The 18,685-nt window shown below is 68.0% G+C and carries 16 protein-coding genes and 1 tRNA gene; 5 read left to right on the forward strand and 12 right to left on the reverse strand.

The window, feature by feature from the left end; all coding sequences use genetic code 11:
- Positions 1–18 precede the first annotated feature (18 nt).
- The 5 genes from AB8808_RS16695 to AB8808_RS16715 form a co-directional block, all read right to left on the reverse strand.
- Entirely contained in the window at positions 19–957 is a 939-nt protein-coding gene (locus tag AB8808_RS16695; protein WP_036140109.1) for a ribose-phosphate diphosphokinase, read from the reverse strand.
- Between the two features lie 68 nt (positions 958–1,025).
- Positions 1,026–1,102: transfer RNA gene (locus tag AB8808_RS16700), tRNA-Gln, on the reverse strand.
- Between the two features lie 65 nt (positions 1,103–1,167).
- Positions 1,168–2,556: a 4-(cytidine 5'-diphospho)-2-C-methyl-D-erythritol kinase gene (gene ispE / locus AB8808_RS16705; RefSeq protein ID WP_369930694.1), complete on the reverse strand. Its 1,389-nt coding sequence runs from the start codon at positions 2,554–2,556 to the stop codon at positions 1,168–1,170.
- Entirely contained in the window at positions 2,553–3,167 is a 615-nt protein-coding gene (gene lolB / locus AB8808_RS16710; protein WP_369930696.1) for a lipoprotein insertase outer membrane protein LolB, read from the reverse strand. The genes ispE and lolB overlap by 4 nt, the downstream gene beginning before the upstream one ends.
- Positions 3,168–3,232: 65 nt before the next feature.
- Positions 3,233–4,984: a tetratricopeptide repeat protein gene (locus AB8808_RS16715; RefSeq protein ID WP_369930697.1), complete on the reverse strand. Its 1,752-nt coding sequence runs from the start codon at positions 4,982–4,984 to the stop codon at positions 3,233–3,235.
- A gap of 108 nt (positions 4,985–5,092) precedes the next feature.
- Here AB8808_RS16715 and hemA point away from each other — a divergent pair, with 108 nt between their 5' ends.
- From hemA to ppk2, 3 genes are all read left to right on the forward strand, one after another.
- A complete protein-coding gene (gene hemA / locus AB8808_RS16720; RefSeq protein ID WP_036140103.1) occupies positions 5,093–6,364 on the forward strand; it encodes a glutamyl-tRNA reductase in 1,272 nt (423 codons plus the stop codon).
- Positions 6,365–6,398: 34 nt separating this feature from the next.
- Entirely contained in the window at positions 6,399–7,478 is a 1,080-nt protein-coding gene (prfA, locus tag AB8808_RS16725) for a peptide chain release factor 1 (RefSeq protein ID WP_369930698.1), read from the forward strand.
- Positions 7,479–7,556: 78 nt separating this feature from the next.
- Positions 7,557–8,330 carry a polyphosphate kinase 2 gene (ppk2, locus tag AB8808_RS16730; protein WP_369930699.1) on the forward strand — a complete coding sequence of 258 codons (774 nt, stop codon included), beginning with the start codon at positions 7,557–7,559 and terminating at the stop codon, positions 8,328–8,330.
- On the opposite strand, the gene AB8808_RS16735 is transcribed toward ppk2, so the two are convergent.
- The 7 genes from AB8808_RS16735 to AB8808_RS16765 form a co-directional block, all read right to left on the reverse strand.
- Complete coding sequence (locus AB8808_RS16735; RefSeq protein WP_369930700.1) at positions 8,324–9,175, reverse strand: cytochrome c oxidase assembly protein; 852 nt, start codon at positions 9,173–9,175, stop codon at positions 8,324–8,326. The genes ppk2 and AB8808_RS16735 overlap by 7 nt on opposite strands.
- A gap of 2 nt (positions 9,176–9,177) precedes the next feature.
- Positions 9,178–11,031 carry a GldG family protein gene (locus AB8808_RS16740; RefSeq protein ID WP_369930701.1) on the reverse strand — a complete coding sequence of 618 codons (1,854 nt, stop codon included), beginning with the start codon at positions 11,029–11,031 and terminating at the stop codon, positions 9,178–9,180.
- A 1-nt stretch (position 11,032) separates the two neighbouring features.
- A complete protein-coding gene (locus AB8808_RS16745) occupies positions 11,033–11,767 on the reverse strand; it encodes an ABC transporter permease subunit (RefSeq protein ID WP_036140095.1) in 735 nt (244 codons plus the stop codon).
- On the reverse strand, positions 11,764–12,699 hold the full coding sequence (locus AB8808_RS16750; protein WP_369930702.1) for an ABC transporter ATP-binding protein: 936 nt from the start codon (positions 12,697–12,699) through the stop codon (positions 11,764–11,766). The genes AB8808_RS16745 and AB8808_RS16750 overlap by 4 nt, the downstream gene beginning before the upstream one ends.
- A 914-nt stretch (positions 12,700–13,613) precedes the next feature.
- Positions 13,614–14,993 carry an SRPBCC family protein gene (locus AB8808_RS16755; RefSeq protein ID WP_369930703.1) on the reverse strand — a complete coding sequence of 460 codons (1,380 nt, stop codon included), beginning with the start codon at positions 14,991–14,993 and terminating at the stop codon, positions 13,614–13,616.
- Between the two features lie 228 nt (positions 14,994–15,221).
- Positions 15,222–15,863: a response regulator gene (locus tag AB8808_RS16760; RefSeq protein WP_036140086.1), complete on the reverse strand. Its 642-nt coding sequence runs from the start codon at positions 15,861–15,863 to the stop codon at positions 15,222–15,224.
- Positions 15,860–17,119: a sensor histidine kinase gene (locus AB8808_RS16765; protein ID WP_369930704.1), complete on the reverse strand. Its 1,260-nt coding sequence runs from the start codon at positions 17,117–17,119 to the stop codon at positions 15,860–15,862. Before AB8808_RS16765 ends, AB8808_RS16760 begins: the two co-directional genes overlap by 4 nt.
- A 198-nt stretch (positions 17,120–17,317) precedes the next feature.
- Between AB8808_RS16765 and AB8808_RS16770 the strand changes: the two genes are divergently transcribed.
- Both AB8808_RS16770 and minC read left to right on the forward strand, forming a co-directional pair.
- The gene (locus AB8808_RS16770) at positions 17,318–17,911 is read left to right on the forward strand and encodes a GNAT family N-acetyltransferase (RefSeq protein ID WP_369930705.1); all 594 of its coding nucleotides are present in this window, start codon (positions 17,318–17,320) and stop codon (positions 17,909–17,911) included.
- Positions 17,908–18,684 carry a septum site-determining protein MinC gene (minC, locus tag AB8808_RS16775; RefSeq protein WP_369930706.1) on the forward strand — a complete coding sequence of 259 codons (777 nt, stop codon included), beginning with the start codon at positions 17,908–17,910 and terminating at the stop codon, positions 18,682–18,684. The genes AB8808_RS16770 and minC overlap by 4 nt, the downstream gene beginning before the upstream one ends.
- Position 18,685: the final 1 nt, after the last annotated feature.

Raw genomic sequence — 18,685 nt, forward strand, 5'->3', positions numbered from 1 at the left:
AGCCCGAAAAACGGTAGGTCAGTCGATGTAGAGGGAGCTCACCGATTCGCCGAAGGCGATGCGGCGGATCGTCTCGGCGAGCAGTTCCGCGACCGACAACTGACGGATTTTCGCACACTCGCGCGCGTTGTCGCGCAGCGGCAGGGTATTGGTTACCACCAGCTGGTCGAGCTGGGAGCCCTCGATGTTGGTGATGGCGGCACCCGACAACACCGGGTGGACGCAATAGGCGACGACCTTGCGGGCGCCTTTTTCCTTCAGGGCCGCCGCGGCGGCGCACAGGGTGCCGGCCGTGTCGACGATATCGTCGACCAGGACGCAGGTCTTGCCGTCCACGTCGCCGATGATGTTCATGACCGTGGCCACGTTGGCCTTCGGACGGCGTTTGTCGATGATCGCCAGGTCGGCATCGTCGAGGCGCTTGGCCAGCGCGCGAGCGCGGACCACGCCACCGACGTCGGGGCTGACCACGATCAGGTCGTCCATGCTGTGGTGGCGCCAGATATCGGCCAGCAGCACCGGCGAGGCGTACACGTTGTCCACCGGGATATCGAAGAAACCCTGGATCTGGTCGGCGTGCAGGTCGATCGTGAGCACGCGGTCGGCGCCGGCGGTGGCGATCATCTTGGCCGCCAGTTTGGCCGTGATCGGCACGCGCGCCGAGCGGGGGCGACGATCCTGGCGGGCATAGCCGAAATACGGCATGACCGCGGTGACGCTACCGGCGGACGCGCGCTTGAGCGCGTCGATCAGCACCAGCAGGTCGAACAGGTTCTCGGCGCTGGGGGCGCCCGTCGGCTGGATGACGAACACCTCCTGCTTGCGGACGTTTTCCTCGATCTCGATCTGCGCCTCGCCATCGCTGAACCGGCCGATGAGTGCCTTGCCGAGGGGAATACCCAGGCGGGCGGCGACATCTTCGGCCAGTGCGCGGTGCGCATTGCCGGTAAACAACATCGGGGTGGACGTATCCACGGAAACTCCTGGCGTGAGATGGGTGGGTCCGGGTGTATGCCACCGTGAGGTGGCTGGGGCGGCAGGATTCGAACCTGCGCATGCGGGAATCAAAATCCCGTGCCTTAACCAGCTTGGCGACGCCCCAACAATTCGTTCCGGCGAGCCATGTGGCCCGCCTGGCTCTGCCGCAGCCCGCGGCCCTTCCCGTCCTTACGACCTGTGTCCAGCGGCGTCGATCCGTTGCCGCATGAGTTGCAGCGGCGAGGGATCGATGCCTGCCGCCACGTGGACCGTAAAGCCCGCGGGACAGCGTGAAGCGACGGCAAGCGCCGCCTCGTGCGTTCTCGTTTCCAGGAACACGCAGCCGCCACTGCCGGAAAGGCGCGCGCTACCGAAGCCGCCCAGCCAGTCCAGTGCCGCCGCCACGCGCGGATGCCGCGCGCGAACCACCGGTTCGAAGGCGTTCTCCGCAACTTCCCCGGAAACAAAGGCCGAAATTGTCGCTTGCGGGGCATGGCGTGTCAATTCGGGCGCGGCGAACAGCGCAGCCGTGGGCACGTGTTCGCCCGGATCGACCACCACGTACCAACGCCGCGGCAGGCGCAAGGTCGTAAGTCGCTCGCCCACGCCCTCGGCCCAGGCCGACCGCCCGCGGACGAAGACCGGCACATCGGCCCCCAGGCGCAGGCCCAGTGCCGCCAGGGCGTCCTCGTCGAGTCCCGTGCCCCACAGGGCATTCAGGCCGACCAGCACGCTGGCCGCATCCGAGCTGCCGCCGCCCAGGCCACCGCCCATGGGTATGCGCTTGGCGATGGCGATCTCCGCACCCAGCGGACAGCCGGTTTCCGCAGCCAGCAGGCGGGCTGCGCGTACGGTCAGGTCGCTGTCCTCGGGAACACCGGGCACAGCGGCCGGACGGGTGACGAGCCCGTCGGCCCGTACGCGCAGGCGTACCTCGTCGCCCCAGTCGAGCAGGCGGAACACCGTCTGCAAGGCGTGGTAGCCATTATCCAGGCGACCCACGATGCGCAGGAACAGGTTGAGCTTGGCCGGCGCCGGCCAGCGGGTCCAGTCGGCCGGCCCCAGCGGTGCCAGCTCGCGGCTCATGAAGACCCGCAGGTGATCGGGGAAGCCGTTCTCGCGGTCCCGGGCGAGCGCCCGGGCAAAGCCGGGTGCGTGCTTGTCGACCACCGTGAAGCCGTGTTTCGCATAGAACGGCGCGTTCCACGGCACGTCCGCCAACGTGCCCAGGTCCACCCGGCGGAACCCCGCTTCGCGTGCCCAGGCGCAGGCGTGCTCGAGCAGCGCGGCGCCGATGCCGCGGCCACCGAAGGCCGGCAGCACATCGATCTCGGCGATGCCGATCGCGTCGGGGGCGCCGTCGGTGTCGAGGCAGACGAATCCGACCACATCCTCGTCCACCGTCGCCACCCACACCCGACCGCGCGCGATCAACTCGTGGACGATCTCGCGCGGCAGCACCATCGACGAATACGACGGCCAGGCCGGATGCCCGCGGAACAGCTGCACCGCGGCGCGTTCGATCTGGCAAAGAAGGTCGGCATGGTCCGCGACGGCGGGAAAAATCTCGACATTCATTTCGCGAACGACCAGTCCTCGATCGCCAGGCGCACCTTGTAGGGCGCCTTCTCGGCGAACACGCGCAACGGCATGGCCGGCTGGCGCGTCGTGTCCCAGGTTTTGTAGTCGACCGTCCAGCCGTCCTGGACCAGGCGGGACGGCAGGCCATCCCCGCCGAAGGCGATGTCGGCGGCACCGGTGTCCGCACGCAGGCCCAGTGCCCAGCGTTTCAGTTCACGCAGGGGAATCTGCCAGCCGACGGTCGCGGCCATGAGCGATTCGGCATCGGTGCCGTGCCGGGTGCCCCCGTCCAGGCCTTCCAGGTCGGCCCCGTCGGGCCCGCCGGTAAGACGGAAGGTGCGACCCGTGATCGGCCCACGCACGGTGAATTCGTAGCGGTCGCCGTCCTGTCGCCAGGTAAGGGTGCCCGAGTTGCTGTCCTTGCCGTCCGAGACGGACAGCTTGCCCTGCAGGGTCCAGTGATCGGTATCGGCCAGGTTGCGCTCGCGCTGCGCCTGCCGGCCCAGCGTGGCGGCATCGCCCGGCTGGCGGACCGGCGGGCGGGTGGTCGCGCAGGCGGAAAGCAGCAGGGCGAGGGAAACGAGGGACGTTCTGACGAGACGGTGCATGGATCGATCCGGCGAGGGAGGAAGGGCGAGGCGATGGCGCACGGCGGAGACGGCCGGCAGGCGCCCTAGCCCTGCGGGCGCAGCTTCTGTTCGGCCCGTGGCAGCGCGGCGTTTTTCGGGTCGATGCGGCGCACCTCGTCCAGCAGCTTGCGCGCTTCGTCGTGCGCACCCCGTGCCCAGAGCACTTCGGCCAGGTGCAGGCCGACGTCGCCATCCTTGTGGCGGCCCCAGGCCCCGCGCAGTGTGGTCTCGGCCTGGTCCAGGCGACCCTGGCGGAACTGCAGCCAGCCCCAGGAATCGGCCACGGAAGGATCATCCGGGCGCGCGGCCCGGGCCACCTGCAACAGGGCCTGGGCCTCGGGCAGGTCGCGGTCGTTGTCGGCCAGCGTATAACCCAGCGCGTTGCTCGCCTCCACGTCGCCCGGTTTCAGGGTGAGCACCTGGCGGAAATCGGCCACCGCCTGGTCCACCTTGCCGGCTTCGGCGTTGGCCAGTCCGCGGGCGTAGAGCATGTCCGGATCGTCCGGCTTCACGCGCAACGCCTTGTCGTAGGCATCCACGGCGGCGGCGTAGCGCCGGGCATCCATGTACAGCTCGCCGTCCAGCGCGAAGGCCTTGCGCAGGGCATCGGGGCGATCGGCGTACTGGGTCTGCAGGCTGCCGACGATCTCGTGGGCGTCGTCGTCCTTGCCTTGCAGATGGAGAATGACGGCGCTGCGCACGGAGGCATCGAAGATGTGCGGGTCGTCGTCGCCGACTGCGGCGTACCAGTCGAGGGCGTCTTCCTGCTGGCCCAGCAGCTCGGCCAGCTGGCCCAGCGTGAACGCGTTCTCCGCCTGCACGTCGTCGGACTGCCGGCGGATCTCCGCGTACAGCCCGGCCACGGCCTTCTTGTCCTGGGCACGCGCGGCCAGGGTCATCCGCATCATGTAGGTATCGACGTCCTGCTTGCCACCGGCCAGTACCCGTGCGGCACCCTTTTCGTCGTCGCCCTGCGCCAGCACCGTGGCGTAGGCCAGGCGAAGCCGCGTATTCGCCGGATCCTTCGCCACGGCCTTGGCGAACAGGGCCTTGGCCCCCGCCTTGTCGCCGGCGCGGAAGTGCTGCTGCGCCGCCCAGCCGTAGGTCACCCCGTCGTGGAAACGCGCCTGCGCGCCATCGCCGATGGTTTTGGCGTAATCGTGCCGGCCAAGGGTTTCGCCCAGTTCGGCCATGGCCAGCCAGATCGCGGAATCGTTGGGCAGGCGCTGCGGCGTGGCCACGCGCTCGAGCAACTGGCCGGCCTGCGCGGCATCGCGGCCCGAGGCCAGGGTGCGACCTATCTCGCGCCAGGCCTCCGGACTTCCCGTGCCCGCCATGATCTCCAGCTGGCGCTGGGCCTCGGCCGTGTCGCCGCGGTCCAGCGCCATGCGTGCGCGGGTCTCGGCCAGTTCCAGCGGCCCGGCACCCAGGCGGGCCCAGCGGGCCAGGCCCCGCGCCGCGGCGTCCTGGTCGTGCACGGCCAGGGCCAGTTCCGTGGCGCGCGCGGCCACGCGGGGATCGTCGGTGAGGGGGGCCGCGCGCCCATAGGCATCGGAGGCGGCCTTCAGATCGTTGGCGGCCAGGGCGAAGTCGCCCGCCATCAGCTGGGCCTGGAGGTCGCGCTCCGGCGGCACGATGGCCACCTGCATCCGGTCCAGCGGCTGCGCGCCCGTGCGCACGGCCCTGGGCGCGGTGCCCGGGCCGGGGGGCGTCGTGGCACAGCCGGCGAGCACCGCGAGGGTGCCCAGGGCCACAAAATGCCGCACTCGCTTGAACTTGGACCGACCGCTCAGCACACTACTCTCCGAATTCGTCCTACACGCCGATGCACGAAGCCCGGCCCTTGTGAGCGCACAATGCGCCCTTAGCTTAGCCGACGCCACCGAAGCCGACCGCAGCCCGTCATGCCACTCATCGCCCTCGGGCTCAATCACCTCACCGCGCCGGTCAGCCTGCGCGAGCAGGTGGCATTCGACGCCGCGGCAGCCCCGGAGGCGCTGGACGAACTCGTCCGCCAGCCGGGGGTGGAGGAGGCGATGATCCTCTCCACCTGCAACCGCACCGAGCTTTATTGCAGCGTGGCCGAGGGCTTCGAGGGCGCGCCGGGCCTGTGGCTGTCCCGGCAACACCGTATGACCCCGCAGCGGCTGGACGAGTTCCTCTACCGCCACGACGAGCACGAAGCCGTCCGCCACATGTTCCGCGTGGCCACGGGGCTGGACTCCATGGTGCTGGGCGAGCCGCAGATCCTCGGCCAGGTGAAGGACGCCTACCAGCAGGCCCGCTCCGCGCAGTCGCTGCGCGCGCCCATGGAGCGGCTGCTGCAGCACACCTTCGCCGTGGCAAAGCGCGTCCGCACCGATACCCGCATCGGCGCGCACACGGTATCGGTCGCCTACACGGCGGTGCGCCTGGCCGAACAGGTGTTCACCGACCTGCGCCAGGCCTGCGTGCTGCTGATCGGCGCCGGTGAGACGATCGAGCTGGCCGCCCGCCACCTCACCGACAAGAAGGTGCGCCGGCTGATCGTGGCCAACCGCACCCCGGAAAACGCCCAGGAACTGGCCAGCCGCTACGGCGGTTACGCCATTTCCCTCGCCGACCTGCCCCGCCATCTCGCCGAGGCGGACATCGTCATCAGCTCCACGGCCTCGCGGCAGCCGGTGGTCACCCGCTCGATGGTGGCCGACGCGATCGTCGCCCGCCGACGCCGGCCGATGTTCATGGTGGATATCGCCGTGCCGCGGGATATCGAGGCGGAAGTGGCCCAGCTGGACGACGTGTACCTTTACGGCATCGACGACCTCAAGCAGGTCATCGACGAGAACCGCCGCTCCCGGGAAATGGCCGCACGCGAGGCCGACGCCATCATCGACCTCCAGGTGGAGCGCTACATGTCCTGGCGCCGCGCCCTCACCCTGCGCAACCCGGCGGTGGACATGCGCATGGCCGCCGAGGCCCAGCGCGACGAAGTGCTGGCGAAGGCCCAGGCCATGCTGGCCAGGGGCCGCTCCGCGGACGAAGCCCTGGCCTTCCTGGCCAACACGCTGACCAACAAGCTGCTACATGCGCCCAGCGCGCGGCTGCGTGACGCCGCCCTGTCCGGCGACATGGACCTGCTGCACGCCGCCGGCCGTCTCTACGGACTGGACCCGGACGACGACGTTTCCGCATGATGCGTGATTGCCCTCGCCCCACGTCGTACCGTCGATGACCCCTTCCATCCGTCGCAAGCTCGAAACCCTCGCCGAACGCCACGAGGAGGTCGGCCGCCTGCTCGCCCAGCCGGACGCGCTCGCCGACAACCAGCGCTTCCGCGATCTTTCGCGTGAATACGCCCAACTGGAGCCCGTGGCCGCCTCCCTGCGCGAGCACGACGAGGCGGAGCGAGAGCTGGCCGAGACACGGGCCATGCTCGACGATCCCGAAATGCGCGACATGGCGGTGGACGACGTGGCACGCATCCAGGCGCGCCTGGAGGACCTGGACGGCGAGCTGCAGATCCTGCTGCTGCCGAAGGACCCGCGCGACGAAGGCAACCTGTTCCTCGAAGTGCGCGCCGGCACCGGCGGCGACGAGGCGGCGATCTTCGCCGGCGACCTCTTCCGCATGTACGCCCGCTACGCGGAGCGGCAGCGCTGGCATGTCGAGATCCTCAACGCGAACGAGGGCGAGCATGGCGGCTACAAGGAAGTGGTGGCGCGCATCGAGGGCCGTGGGGCCTATTCGAAGCTGAAGTTCGAATCCGGCACCCACCGCGTGCAGCGCGTGCCGGAAACCGAATCGCAGGGCCGCATCCATACCTCCGCCGCCACCGTGGCCATCCTTCCCGAACAGGACGACATCGCCGAGATCGACATCCGCGACGGCGACCTCAAGGTCGACACCTTCCGCGCGTCCGGCGCCGGCGGCCAGCACGTCAACAAGACCGACTCGGCCATCCGCATCACCCACCTGCCCACCGGCACCGTGGTGGAATGCCAGGACGAACGCAGCCAGCACAAGAACCGCGCCCGCGCGATGAGCCTGCTCAAGGCACGCCTGCTGGACGCCGAGCGCAGCAAGCAAAGCGCCGCCCAGGCCGAATCGCGACGTCTGCAGGTCGGCTCCGGCGACCGCAGCCAGCGCATCCGCACCTACAACTTCCCGCAGGGGCGGATCACCGACCATCGCGTCAACCTGACGCTCTACCGCCTCACCGAGGTGATGCAGGGCGACATGGACGAACTGATCGACACGCTGACCCGCGAGGCCCAGGCGGACGAGCTGCAAAGCCTGACGGCGGCGTAACCGCCCTGCCCTGCGGGCACGCCGCGGCGACATGGCGTGCCGCACAATCGGCTTCCCGACCCCCGATGGAAGCTAACGATGGGCAAGAAGAAGAAAGCCTACGAACACGACCTCGAAGCGCTGCAGGTCGAACTGGTCGGTCTCACCCGCTGGCTGCGCCGTAGCGGCAAGCGCATGGTCGTGCTGTTCGAAGGGCGCGACGCCGCCGGCAAGGGCGGCACCATCAAGGCCATCACCGACAAGCTCGATACCCGCGCCGCCCGCGTCGTCGCGCTCGGCAAGCCCTCGCAGGACGAGCAGACCCAGTGGTACTTCCAGCGCTACGTGGAACACCTGCCCGCGGCCGGCGAACTCGTGCTGTTCGACCGCAGCTGGTACAACCGCGCCGTGGTCGAACCCGCCATGGGTTTTTGTACCGAAGACCAGTACGACGCCTTCATGAAGGCCTGCCCGACGTTCGAGAAACTGCTGACCGACGACGGCATCATCCTGCTCAAGTACTGGCTGACGGTCGACCAGGAAGAACAGGAGGAACGCTTCGCCGAGCGCGCGCAGGATCCGCTGAAGCGCTGGAAGCTCTCGCCGGTGGATCTCGAAGGCCGCGACAAGTACGCCCGGATGGGCGACCTGCGCGACACCATGATCAAGCGCACGCACACCGCCGATGCGCCGTGGTTCGTGGCCGATTACAACGACCAGAAGACCGGACGACTGGATCTGATCCGCCACCTGCTCGACCAGGTGCCCGACAAGCAGGTTCCCAGCGAAGAGGTGCACCTGCCGCCGCTGAAGGGCAAGCCGAAGAAGGACAAGGTCACCGACAAGGCGGAAAAGGTGCCGAAGGTCTACTGAGCCGTCCTGGTGCGGCGCACGGGCGCCCTGCGCGGCAGGCGTCCGTTGCGTGACAACCGCAGCCACTGGCGCAGGGCCAGCAGGCCGCCCGCGGATTCGATCATGGCCGCGGGCACCCACATGATCACCCCGCCGATCAGTTGCCCGGTCAGCACGTTGAGCGTGAATGCGCGGCCGCAAATCTCGAAGATGGGGTAGAGGTCGGTTTTCGAGAAGGTGACGATGGCGCCGGCGACGATCTGCGGCGTCATGGTGATGCCCGGCGACAGCACCCGCCAGCCCGGCGACATCCGCCCGGGTGGCTTCGGTCGATGGTCCAGCACCAGCCACCAGTACGCCAGCCCCGACACCACCATCGACCAGTTCATGGCGCGATAGATCCGCCAGTCCAGCATGGCCAGCGTCTGCAGGTCGGGCACCAGCCAGACCAGGATCAACGCGACGAAGCCCAGGGTGACGACCACGGGTTGCAGCAGTACTGCGCTCAACGCGCGCCAGACCACGCCGCCTTGCGCGCGACGCAGGCGAACACGCCACGCCAGCGGCAAACCGGCACGAAGGATCGTCCCCGGATAGGACGCGATGACCAGCAACGGCGCCAGGTGGTGCAGCAGCACCTGCTGGATGCGGTGCATGAAGAACTCGTGCTCCGCGAAATAATCGAAATAGGTGTGCAGCGAGAGGTAGATCATCGCCATGCCGGCCCAGAACGCGGCCCGGCGCGCCAGCGGCACCCGCAGGCGCCGGCAGCCGCGCGCGTAGGCGAGCGCGGCGCCGGCGAACACGATCAGGAACACCCAGGAAAACTCCCAGGGCACCACCCATTTCAGGATCGTGTCGGTCACCGTCACGTCGAACGACGGGCGCGGCGCGTACGCCGCCAGCCGTAGATCAGCCCGATCAGCGCAACCAGGCCGGGCACCAGCACGATGTTGATGAACTTCAGGCGCAGCCCCAGCGCGTCGATCTCGGCGTTGAGCTGATGCTGCACGTCACGCAGCTCCTTGCCGATGGCCAGCTTGCGCTGCAGGTATTGCTCCACCTCGCGGCGCTGCTCGGCCGTGGCCGTGCCGCCCGTGGCGCCCTTGGCCGGTTGCAGCTCGGCCAGGCGGCGCTGGGTCTCGTAGAGCTCGTTTTCCAGCTCGCGTTTCTTGGTCAGGAACTTGCGATCGGCGGCGGCCTGCAGGGCGCGCACCCGCGTAAACGGACGCTGCCCATTGACCCGGCCGCGGATCGACAACAGGGCGGTGGATCCGCTGAGGTTGTCGACGATGTTGGAAACGAAATCGCCGTTGTTGGCGAACGGCGTGAGCTGCTGCTGGCCCAGCAGCGGCTGCACATCGATCCACAGCCGGTCGGAGAGCAGGTCGGTGTCGGCCACCAGCACGATCTCGCCGGGTGCCGCCGCCCGGGCCAGATGGCCCTCGCCGGCGCGCTCGGGGAACGCCGAATGGAACGTGTCGCGCAGGCGCGCAGCCAGCACGTAGCGATCGTGGGTCGGCTCGTAGTTAGCCATCAGGCTGGACGGATCGTTGGCCGCGTCGCGCACGCGCTGGGCGGGCATCACCGTGGCTTCGTCGGAGGACTGCACCAGCGGTACCAGCCGCGCCTTCGTCTCCTGTGCCAGTTCGAAGTGGCCGGCGGTCGAGAAATTCACCCGCTGCAGGCTGGCCGTCACTACGTCGTCGTGGTTGAGGTCCTGCGTGCCCAGGCCGAGCATGGCCGGATGCCCGATGCTGTTGCCGTTGAGGTCGATGGTCAGCGCCTGTGAGCGGTCCAGCACCACCTGGCTCGGGTCGTACACCACCCCCCAGGCGGCGAACAGGCGATGCAGGTCGGAGTCGTGGTCGTCCACGATGCCGTGCGAGTCGATCAGCGGCGCGCTGTCCATTTCCGAATCCGGATCGACGAACACCACCAGGTGGCCGCCACGCAGCACGTACTGGTCGATCGCGTACTGCGCATCGTCGGACAACCGTTTGGGATGCACCAGCAGCAGCACCTCGATAGCCGGGTCGATGCGGGTCAGGCCGTCCGGGTCCAGCGTGGTCACCTCGGCGATCTGGTCGAGCTGCCGGAACACCGTCCAGGCGGCTTCACCGATCACCGGGTTGCCTTCCACCGGCAAGGAGCTGACCACGGCCAGCCGCGGCTTGCGCGGCATGCCCAGTTCGTAGAGCAGCTTGGCGATGTCGTATTCGACGAACGCCTCGCGGGCGGGGTCGAAGAACGGAATGGCCTGGGGTGCCACCTCGCCGGAGCCGTCCATGCCCACCAGGCCGAAGAACACCCGCTCGCCGTTGCTGCCGCCGCTGGCCGGCGTGAGGCCATAGCCTTCGGCGGCATCCTCGTCGTCGGAATACGGCACCGGATCTATCACCCGGAAGCGCACGCGACCGTGCGCACGCACGGCGATCTCGCGCAGCATCTCCTGCACCCGCTGCTCGTAGCTGCGCAGCTGCGGCAGGTCACGCGTGGCGTGGTCGGAAAAATACAGGGTGACGGTCAACGGCTTGGTCAGCGCATCGACGATCTGCAACGTACCCGGCGTCAGCGTGTAGATGCGATCGGACGTGAGGTCGACGCGCGCGGTGCGCAGCGACAACGCACTGATCGCGATGGCGACGAGGAACAGCGCCGCGATGGCGACCAGGGCGGCGCGAAGGCGCAGCGAACGGGTGATGCGGAAGCGGCGGGCCATCTCAGCGCGTCCTCTTCAGGTCGAGCATCACCACGCTGGCGCCCAGCCAGGCCACGATGGTGGCGAAGAAATACACCAGGTCGCGCAGGTCCAGCACGCCACGCGCGATGGCGTTGGCGTGCCGCGCCATGCTCAGCTGGCCCATCGCGCCGACCAGCTTGGGCGGCACCGCATCCTGGAAGAAATCCAGCACCTGCGGCTGGCCCACCAGCAACAGCAGGAAGCAGACCGACGCGGTGAGGATGAAAGCGATGATCTGGCTGCGCGTGATGGTGGACATGCAGGTACCGATGGCGATGAACGCACCGGCCATCAGCCAGCTGCCCACATAGCCGGCCAGGATCACGCCGTTGTCCGGGTCACCCAGGTAGTTCACGGTGATCCAGATAGGGAATGTGAGCACCAGGCAGATCCCGATGAAGCCCCAGGCGGCCAGGAACTTGCCCAGCACGGCTTGCGAGATGGATACCGGCAGCGAGAACAGCAGCTCCAGCGTGCCCGAGGCCCGTTCTTCCGCCCACATCGCCATCGTCACCGCGGGTACCAGCACCAGGTAAAGCCAGGGATGCATGTCGAAGAACGGCTGCAGGTCGGCCAGGCCACGGTCGTAGAAATCGCCGGTGTAGAAAGTGAGCGTGCCCGCCAGCACCAGGAAGATGACCATGAACACATAGGCCACGGGCGTGACGAAATAACTCCACAGCTCGCGGCGGGCGATTGCCATCACACCGTTCATGCGTGGCCTCCGCGCGGCTGCGTGGTGATCTGCCGGAACACTTCGTCCAGGCGTCCCTGCTCCAGCTGGATCTCGGACACCTGCAGGTTCTGGGTGCGCAGCAGGGCCTGCACCTCGTCGAGGATCGGCCGGCCTTCCCGCGGGAACACGGTGACCCGGCCATCCAGCGGATCGACCTCCACCGTCGCCACGCCGGGAATGCGCGCCAGCATCTCGCGCGATACCGCACTGCCCTGCGCGCTGAACGACACCGCGCCGTGGTACCGCGAGCGCGCCTCCAGTTCGGCGGGCGTGGCATCGGCCAGCAGCTTGCCGTTGGCGATGATCGCCACGCGGTTGCACAGGGCGTGCACTTCTTCCAGCAGGTGGGTGGAAATGAGGATGGTGCGCTCGCGCGCCATGGCGTCGATCAGCATGCGTACCGAATGTTTCTGGTTGGGGTCCAGGCCGTCGGTGGGTTCGTCGAGCATCAGCACCGGCGGATCGTGCAGGATCGCCTGCGCCAGGCCCACGCGGCGACGCAGCCCCTTGGACAAGGTGCCGATGGTCTGTTCGAGCACGCCTTCCAGTTCCAGGCGCGCCACCACCTCGTCGAAACGGCGATAGGCCAGTTCGCGATCCAGCCCGCGGACGCGCACCATGAAGGTGAGGAACTCACGGACGGTCATCTCGCCGTAGCTGGGCGCGCCTTCCGGCAGGTAACCCAGCGCCCGCTTGGCCGACAGCGGCTCCCGCCGCACGTCGTAGCCGCAGACACGCGCGGTACCGGAAGTGGGCGCGAGGAAGCCGGCGATCATGCGCATGGCGGTGGACTTTCCCGCGCCGTTGGGGCCCAGCAGGCCCAGCACCTGCCCCGGCTCCGCCCGCAGCGTCAGCGCATCCACCGCGATCAGCGGTCCATAACAACGGGTCAGTCGGTCGGTCTCGATCATTCCCACAATTAACGCACGGCGGGGCGGTTGCAACCACCCCTGGGGGCTTTGGAGCAAGAGCCTGGGCCTTGGAGCAAGAGCCGGCGGGTGCCACCCTCGTGGCCACGCCTGCGGCGACCCGCTAAGGAAGGGCCGCTCCGCGGCCGTTTATCTATTCCCCTTCGGGGCGGGTCGGGCTTCGAACGGGGGTTCTCGACTCGACATCCCTGTCTCGCGAGAACGGCCGGCCGTCCTGGCCGGCCCCCTTCGGGCCTTGTCCGTTCGAAACCCTCGCCTGCGGCTACCGGCCACGAGGGTGGCACCCGCCGGCTCTTTCGACGACTGAGGTGGCGTGTGGTCGAGCGCAGAGCGGGGTTTCGCTTCGTTGCTGGGAACGCTCGCTTGCCTGTTGTGCACGGCGTCGGCCGCCTTGGGTGGTGTTGAGGGGTCGCGCACGAGCGTGCGCTCCTACACGGCCGGCGAATCACGCGTTGAATAGACCGGCCCTACCTCCGGCGTAGGAGCCCACGATGTGGGCGAACAGCCAACAAAGCGCTGACGCCGTACCCCGACCCCTGCTCGCTCACCCCACGCGCTGCTCGCCCAACACCCCACCTCAGTTTCAGGAAGAGCCGGCGGGTAGCCCCCTCGGGGCCGGTAGCCGCAGGCGAGGGATTCGAACGGACAAGGCCGCGTAGCGGGGCCGGCCAGGACGGCCGGCCATTTTTGCTGAGCCATGGAGGGCGAATCAAAAATCCCCGTTCGGAGCCCGACCCGCCCCGAAGGGGAATAGATAGACGGCCGCGGAGCGGCCCTTCCTTGACGGGTCGCCGCAGGCGTGGCACCGAGGGGGCTACCCGCCGGCTCTTGCTTCACCGCATAAAAAACCCCGCTGTCTCCAGCGGGGTTTTTCGTGTGACCTTTAAGCCAGAGGCTTACTTGGCCATCGTCGGCGCGGTGCCGGCTTCGGCCGGGGCCGCGGCGGTGCTGGCCGGGGCGGGAGCCGAGGACGAGCCGGCGGGAGCCGATGCTTCCAGGCCCGGCTGCTTCAGGCCGGCTTCCTGCTCGGGGGTCTGGTCCGGCAGGTTGTCGCCCTGCAGCGGCAGGTAGACCTCGAACTTCTGCTCGTCGTAACCCTCGACCGTGCCCTTGTTGTTGACCGGCGCCTTGACCTGGATGTCATAGGCGCGGAACGACACGTCGTCGAACTTGTAGCCGTGGGTCTGCGAGTAGGCTTCCAGCATCTGGCGGGTCTGCGGGAGGCCCGCACCGGTGCCGTTCCACTCGGCCTTGAGGGCCTTGCCACCGAAGGCGAGCACGGCCTTGACGTTGCCGTCCACGATCACGCGACCCAGCTTGTCCTTGCTGCCCGGCGCGGCGGCGGTGTCGCCCGCGGCGGGAGCGGCGGCGGTCGATGCCTCGGCCGGAGCCGTGGTGTCGAGTGCCGGACGCTGCGCGGCGGTGAGCTGCACGTCCTGACCGTTGATCTTCAGCGTGGTGGCGTCGATCTCGGCGGCCACGTCGAAGTTGTAGTTCTGGTCGCCCCAGTTCGTGGTGAAGGTGATGCGCGGGCCGACGATGTTCACGCCCAGCTTCTTCGCCGCGGCCTGCAGTTCGCCCATCGCCTTGTCCGAGGCCGCATCGACGTCGTCGAGCGTACGCGGGGCGGTGGTGGAGACGAACAGGATCGGCTTGGCAGGCTGCTCGGCGATGGCCGGGATCATCTTGCTGTAGTCGATGTTCGGGATCGCCGCCATCAGGTTCTGCAGGTTGGACAGGCTGAACTGGATCAGCGCGTCCGGATCGCCGTGGATATAGAGGTTGGAGAAGCGATTGACCAGGTTGAAGCCGTAATCGACATCGTAGGCCCACTTCACCTTGACGAGCTTCTGGCTGCGGCCACTGCGCTCGAGGTTGATGGTGAACTTCTTGTCGTTACCGCGCCAGCCATTGTCGACGTTCCAGACAATGGTGCCCTTGCCGGCATCGGATATCTTGGAGAAATCCGGGTCGATGGAGGCGACTTCGAGCGAGCCGTCACCCATCTTGGGATCGCCGGCCTTCCAGGAGATCTTTGCGCCCGGGCCATAGGCCTTGCCGGAAAGTTCGAACTGGACCTTGGGATCGAGGGAGCGAAGGGCTGTGTAGTCCGGGAATCGACGGAAGTTGCTGAAGACGTCGTAAACCTGGCGCAAGTCCTTGCTGATCAGCATTTCGCGCTCGACGTGTCCCGTCGAGGGCATAGCCACACCGGCAACGACGCCCAAAATGGCGACGATGACGAGGGCAACGATAAATTCTAACAGACGCGTCATTCCACGGTTCTCCGAACGTCTTACGAACAGGCTCCGCACACGGACGGTTGCCGCATGGTCACCCCTGAAGAATCGGCCCGTGGCTTGGGGTTAGCCAGTGCCGAAAGAGCCGATGGTAGCTGCTCCCGGCGGGGAACGCCATTGGGTCCCCTGCCCTTTTTCGCAAGCCTGCACAAGCGGATTTTCGGCCGGAAACCGGCCAGCCACCGCACTCGCGCCCGGACAGGGTCAGACGATGCCCATTTCCAGGGCCTTCAGCACCGCACGGGTGCGGTCGCGCACGCCCAGTTTGGACAGGATGTTGGAGACGTGATTCTTCACCGTGCCCTCCGCCACCCTCAGCGAATTGGCGATCTCCTTGTTGCTGTAGCCCCCCGAAAGCAGACGCAGTATCTCTGTTTCGCGCTCGGTGAGCGGGTCGGGCTGTTCCAGGCTGGAGAACTGGTTCTGTATCCGGCCCACCCCCGCCAGCAGGCGCTGGGTGACCATCGGCGCCACCAGCGAGCCGCCGGCCGACACCGTCCTCACGGCTTCCACCAGCTGGTCGAGCGAGACGTCCTTGAGCAGGTAGCCCCGCGCGCCGGCCTTGAGGCCCGAGAGCACCAGCTGGTCGTCGTCGAAGGTGGTCAGGATGATGGTCGGCGGCAGTTCGTTGCGTGCGCCGAGGGTCTGCAGCACGTCCAGGCCGCTCATGTTGGGCATCCGCAGGTCGAGCAACACCACGTCGGGGCGCACCTGGGGAATCATCTGTACCGCTTGCGCGCCATCGGCGCATTCGGCCACCACCCGTATATCCCCGGCCAGGTCCAGCAAGGAGCGGATGCCCTGGCGTACCAGGTTCTGATCGTCGACGAGGCAGACGGAAATCATGGATGGCCCTCGGAAGGAACGGAAAGTGTGGCACGCGGGACGGCCTCGGCGTCATCCGGGACCTCCAGCGTGTGACGCGTCGGCGCATGCGCCAGCGCGGGCTCCTCGCCCAGTGGCAGGCGCGCCGTGAGGGCGAAACCGCCCGCAGGATCGGCACCGAAACGGAGCGTGCCGCCGAACTCGGCCAGCCGCTCGCGCATGCCGTTCAGGCCGTTGCCCGGGTGGAACTGATGGTTGCCGCGCCCGTCGTCGCGCGCGTCCAGGCAAAGCTCATCGGGTCCGGTATGGCGGAACACCAGCCAGAGGTTGCGTGCATGGGCGTGGCGCACCGTGTTGGTGAGGATTTCCTGCGCGCAGCGCAGCAACATCTGGGCCCGGCGAGGGTCTTCCACGCCGAAACGCGGCGGCACGCTCAGGTGCACCGCCAGCCCGGGCACGCCCTCGGTCAGGCTGCGCAGCGCCTGGGTGAGGTCGATGGCATCGTCCTGGCGCAGCTCGCTGACCACCTCGCGCACGTCGGCCAGCAGCTGCTTCGCGGTCTTCTGCGCCTTCAGCACGTGCTCGCGGGCCGTGTCGTTGGTGAGGTGGCTGGCCACTTCCAGGTTGAGGCTGAGCGCGGTCAGGTGGTGGCCGACCAGGTCGTGCAGGTCGCGGGCGATGCGCATGCGCTCGGCGATGCGGGTGGACTCGGCCAGCAGCGCGCGGGTGGCACGCAGTTCCGCGTTGAGCTGGCGCAACTCCTCGCGCTCGTCGGCCTGCTGGCTGGCGATCAGGGAGGCGATGAACATCAGTGCCGAGAACCCGAAATACAGCACCGCCTGCATCACCGAGGCCACCAGGGGCCAGCCGACGGCCGCATAGAACAGCGGGATCAGTGCCACGTGCGCCAGCACCATCCAGGCCATGGCCAGCGGCAAGCTGATGATCCATGGCACCACCGCGGCCACGATGACCAGCAGCAACGCGCTGACCCCGCTCTTGCTGAGCCCGCCCACCGCCAGCGCGGTGCCGGTGAGGATCAACAACACCGCCACGCGGGTGAAGCCGTCCACCCGGGAACCCAGCTGGCGGGTCAGCAGGCCGTAGACGACACCGAACACCAGGTAGCAGGCGATCCAGGCCAGCAGGGCCATGTCGCCGATCTGGCCGGGCTGGTTGCCGGCGCGCTGGATCGACAACGGCAGCCCGGCGCACAGGTAGGCCAGATAAGTGGCGTAGCGCAGCAGCCGCACATGGTTGAACTGGAGCTTGGACATGACCGCATCATAGGGCGGCACAGGACGAGGCCGTAACCTGACCGATGGCATGGGCCGCCCTTTAACTAACGGTTAACAGCGGACGACGGGCCGTCGCGACCGGCATGCGTACAGCGCCGACCGACGCTCCCCATGCCATAATGTGGGTCATCCGCGACCCGGGGGTCGCTTTCCAAGAACACTCAAGCGGAGCAACGAATGGCCCTTGCCATCCGCGACGTGCGCGAGCACGACCTGGATGCCGTGCTAGCGCTCAATAACGAGGCAGGCACCGGCATCCTCGCCACGGACATGTCCCGCCTGCGGCACCTCTACGATGTCGCGCACTATTTCCGCGTGGCCGAACAGGACAGCCGCATCGTCGGCTTCCTCATCGCCATGCGCCAGGACGCCGATTACGCCAGTCCCAACTTCCGCTGGTTCCAGGCCCATTACGAAAGCTTCGTGTATATCGATCGCATCGTGATCGCTTCCGAATTGCGCGGCCATGGCCTGGGCCGCATCTTCTACTGCGATGTGCAGAGTTACGCCGAGGTACGTGTGCCGCTCCTGACCTGTGAAGTTTTCCTGGAACCCCGCAACGACCAGACCGTGCTGTTCCACGGCACGATGGGCTTCCAGGAAGTGGGCCAGCAAAAGATGGGCCACGACGGCCCGAAGGTCAGCCTGCTGGCCCGCGAGCTGCCCAGCTTTCCCTTCGTGCGCGAGCGCTATCTCGAACAGGACGGCCTGCCCGCCGTGCCATGGCTGAGCGAGCGCGAGCCGCCGGCCGCCGCGCAGGTGAACGCATGAACGCCCGCGCCGAAACCCTCGACAGCGCCTGCGACCTGCGCTTCGGCCAAGTCGGCATCGCCTGCGTGCGCCTGCGCCGCGTCGATGCCGCGGCCCTGGTCGAGGAACTGGAACGACGCGTGCGCGCCGCGCCGCAGATGTTCAACCGCGCCGCGGTGGTGCTCGACCTCTCGCACCTGCCCAAGCTGCCGGACGACGGCATGGTCGATGCCCTGCTCGAGGCCATCCGCAGTGCGGGCATGCTGCCGGTGGGCATCGCCTACGGCACTGCCGAGACCGAGGCCCTCGCCGAGCGCATGAACCTGCCGCTGATCGCCAAGTTCCGCGCGCAGTACGAGCCCGCCTCCGGCGATGCCGCCGTGCAGGTCGCGCCGCCCGCGCCCGGCCGCGTGGAAGCCGCCCGCGCGCCGCTCGACGACAACGACACCGATGCCACCGGCGCGATCACCGCGCAGCACCACACGGGTAGCGCGGTCCGCTCCGGCCAGCAGGTCTACGCGCGCGATCGCGACCTCGTGGTCACCGCCGCCGTGGCCAACGGCGCGGAAGTGATCGCGGACGGCTCCATCCATGTCTACGGCAGCCTGCGCGGACGGGCCATGGCCGGTGCCCAGGGCGACGAATCGGCACGCATCTTCTGCTCCGATTTCCGCGCCGAACTGGTCGCCATCGCCGGGCACTACCGCGTGTTCGAAGACATGCCCAAAGAATTCGAGGGCCAGCCCGTGCAATGCTGGCTCGACAGTGGAAAACTCATGGTCGCGCGGCTCTGAT

Source organism: Xanthomonas sp. NCPPB 2632, from assembly GCF_041228075.2.
In the GTDB taxonomy this organism is placed as follows: domain Bacteria; phylum Pseudomonadota; class Gammaproteobacteria; order Xanthomonadales; family Rhodanobacteraceae; genus Luteibacter.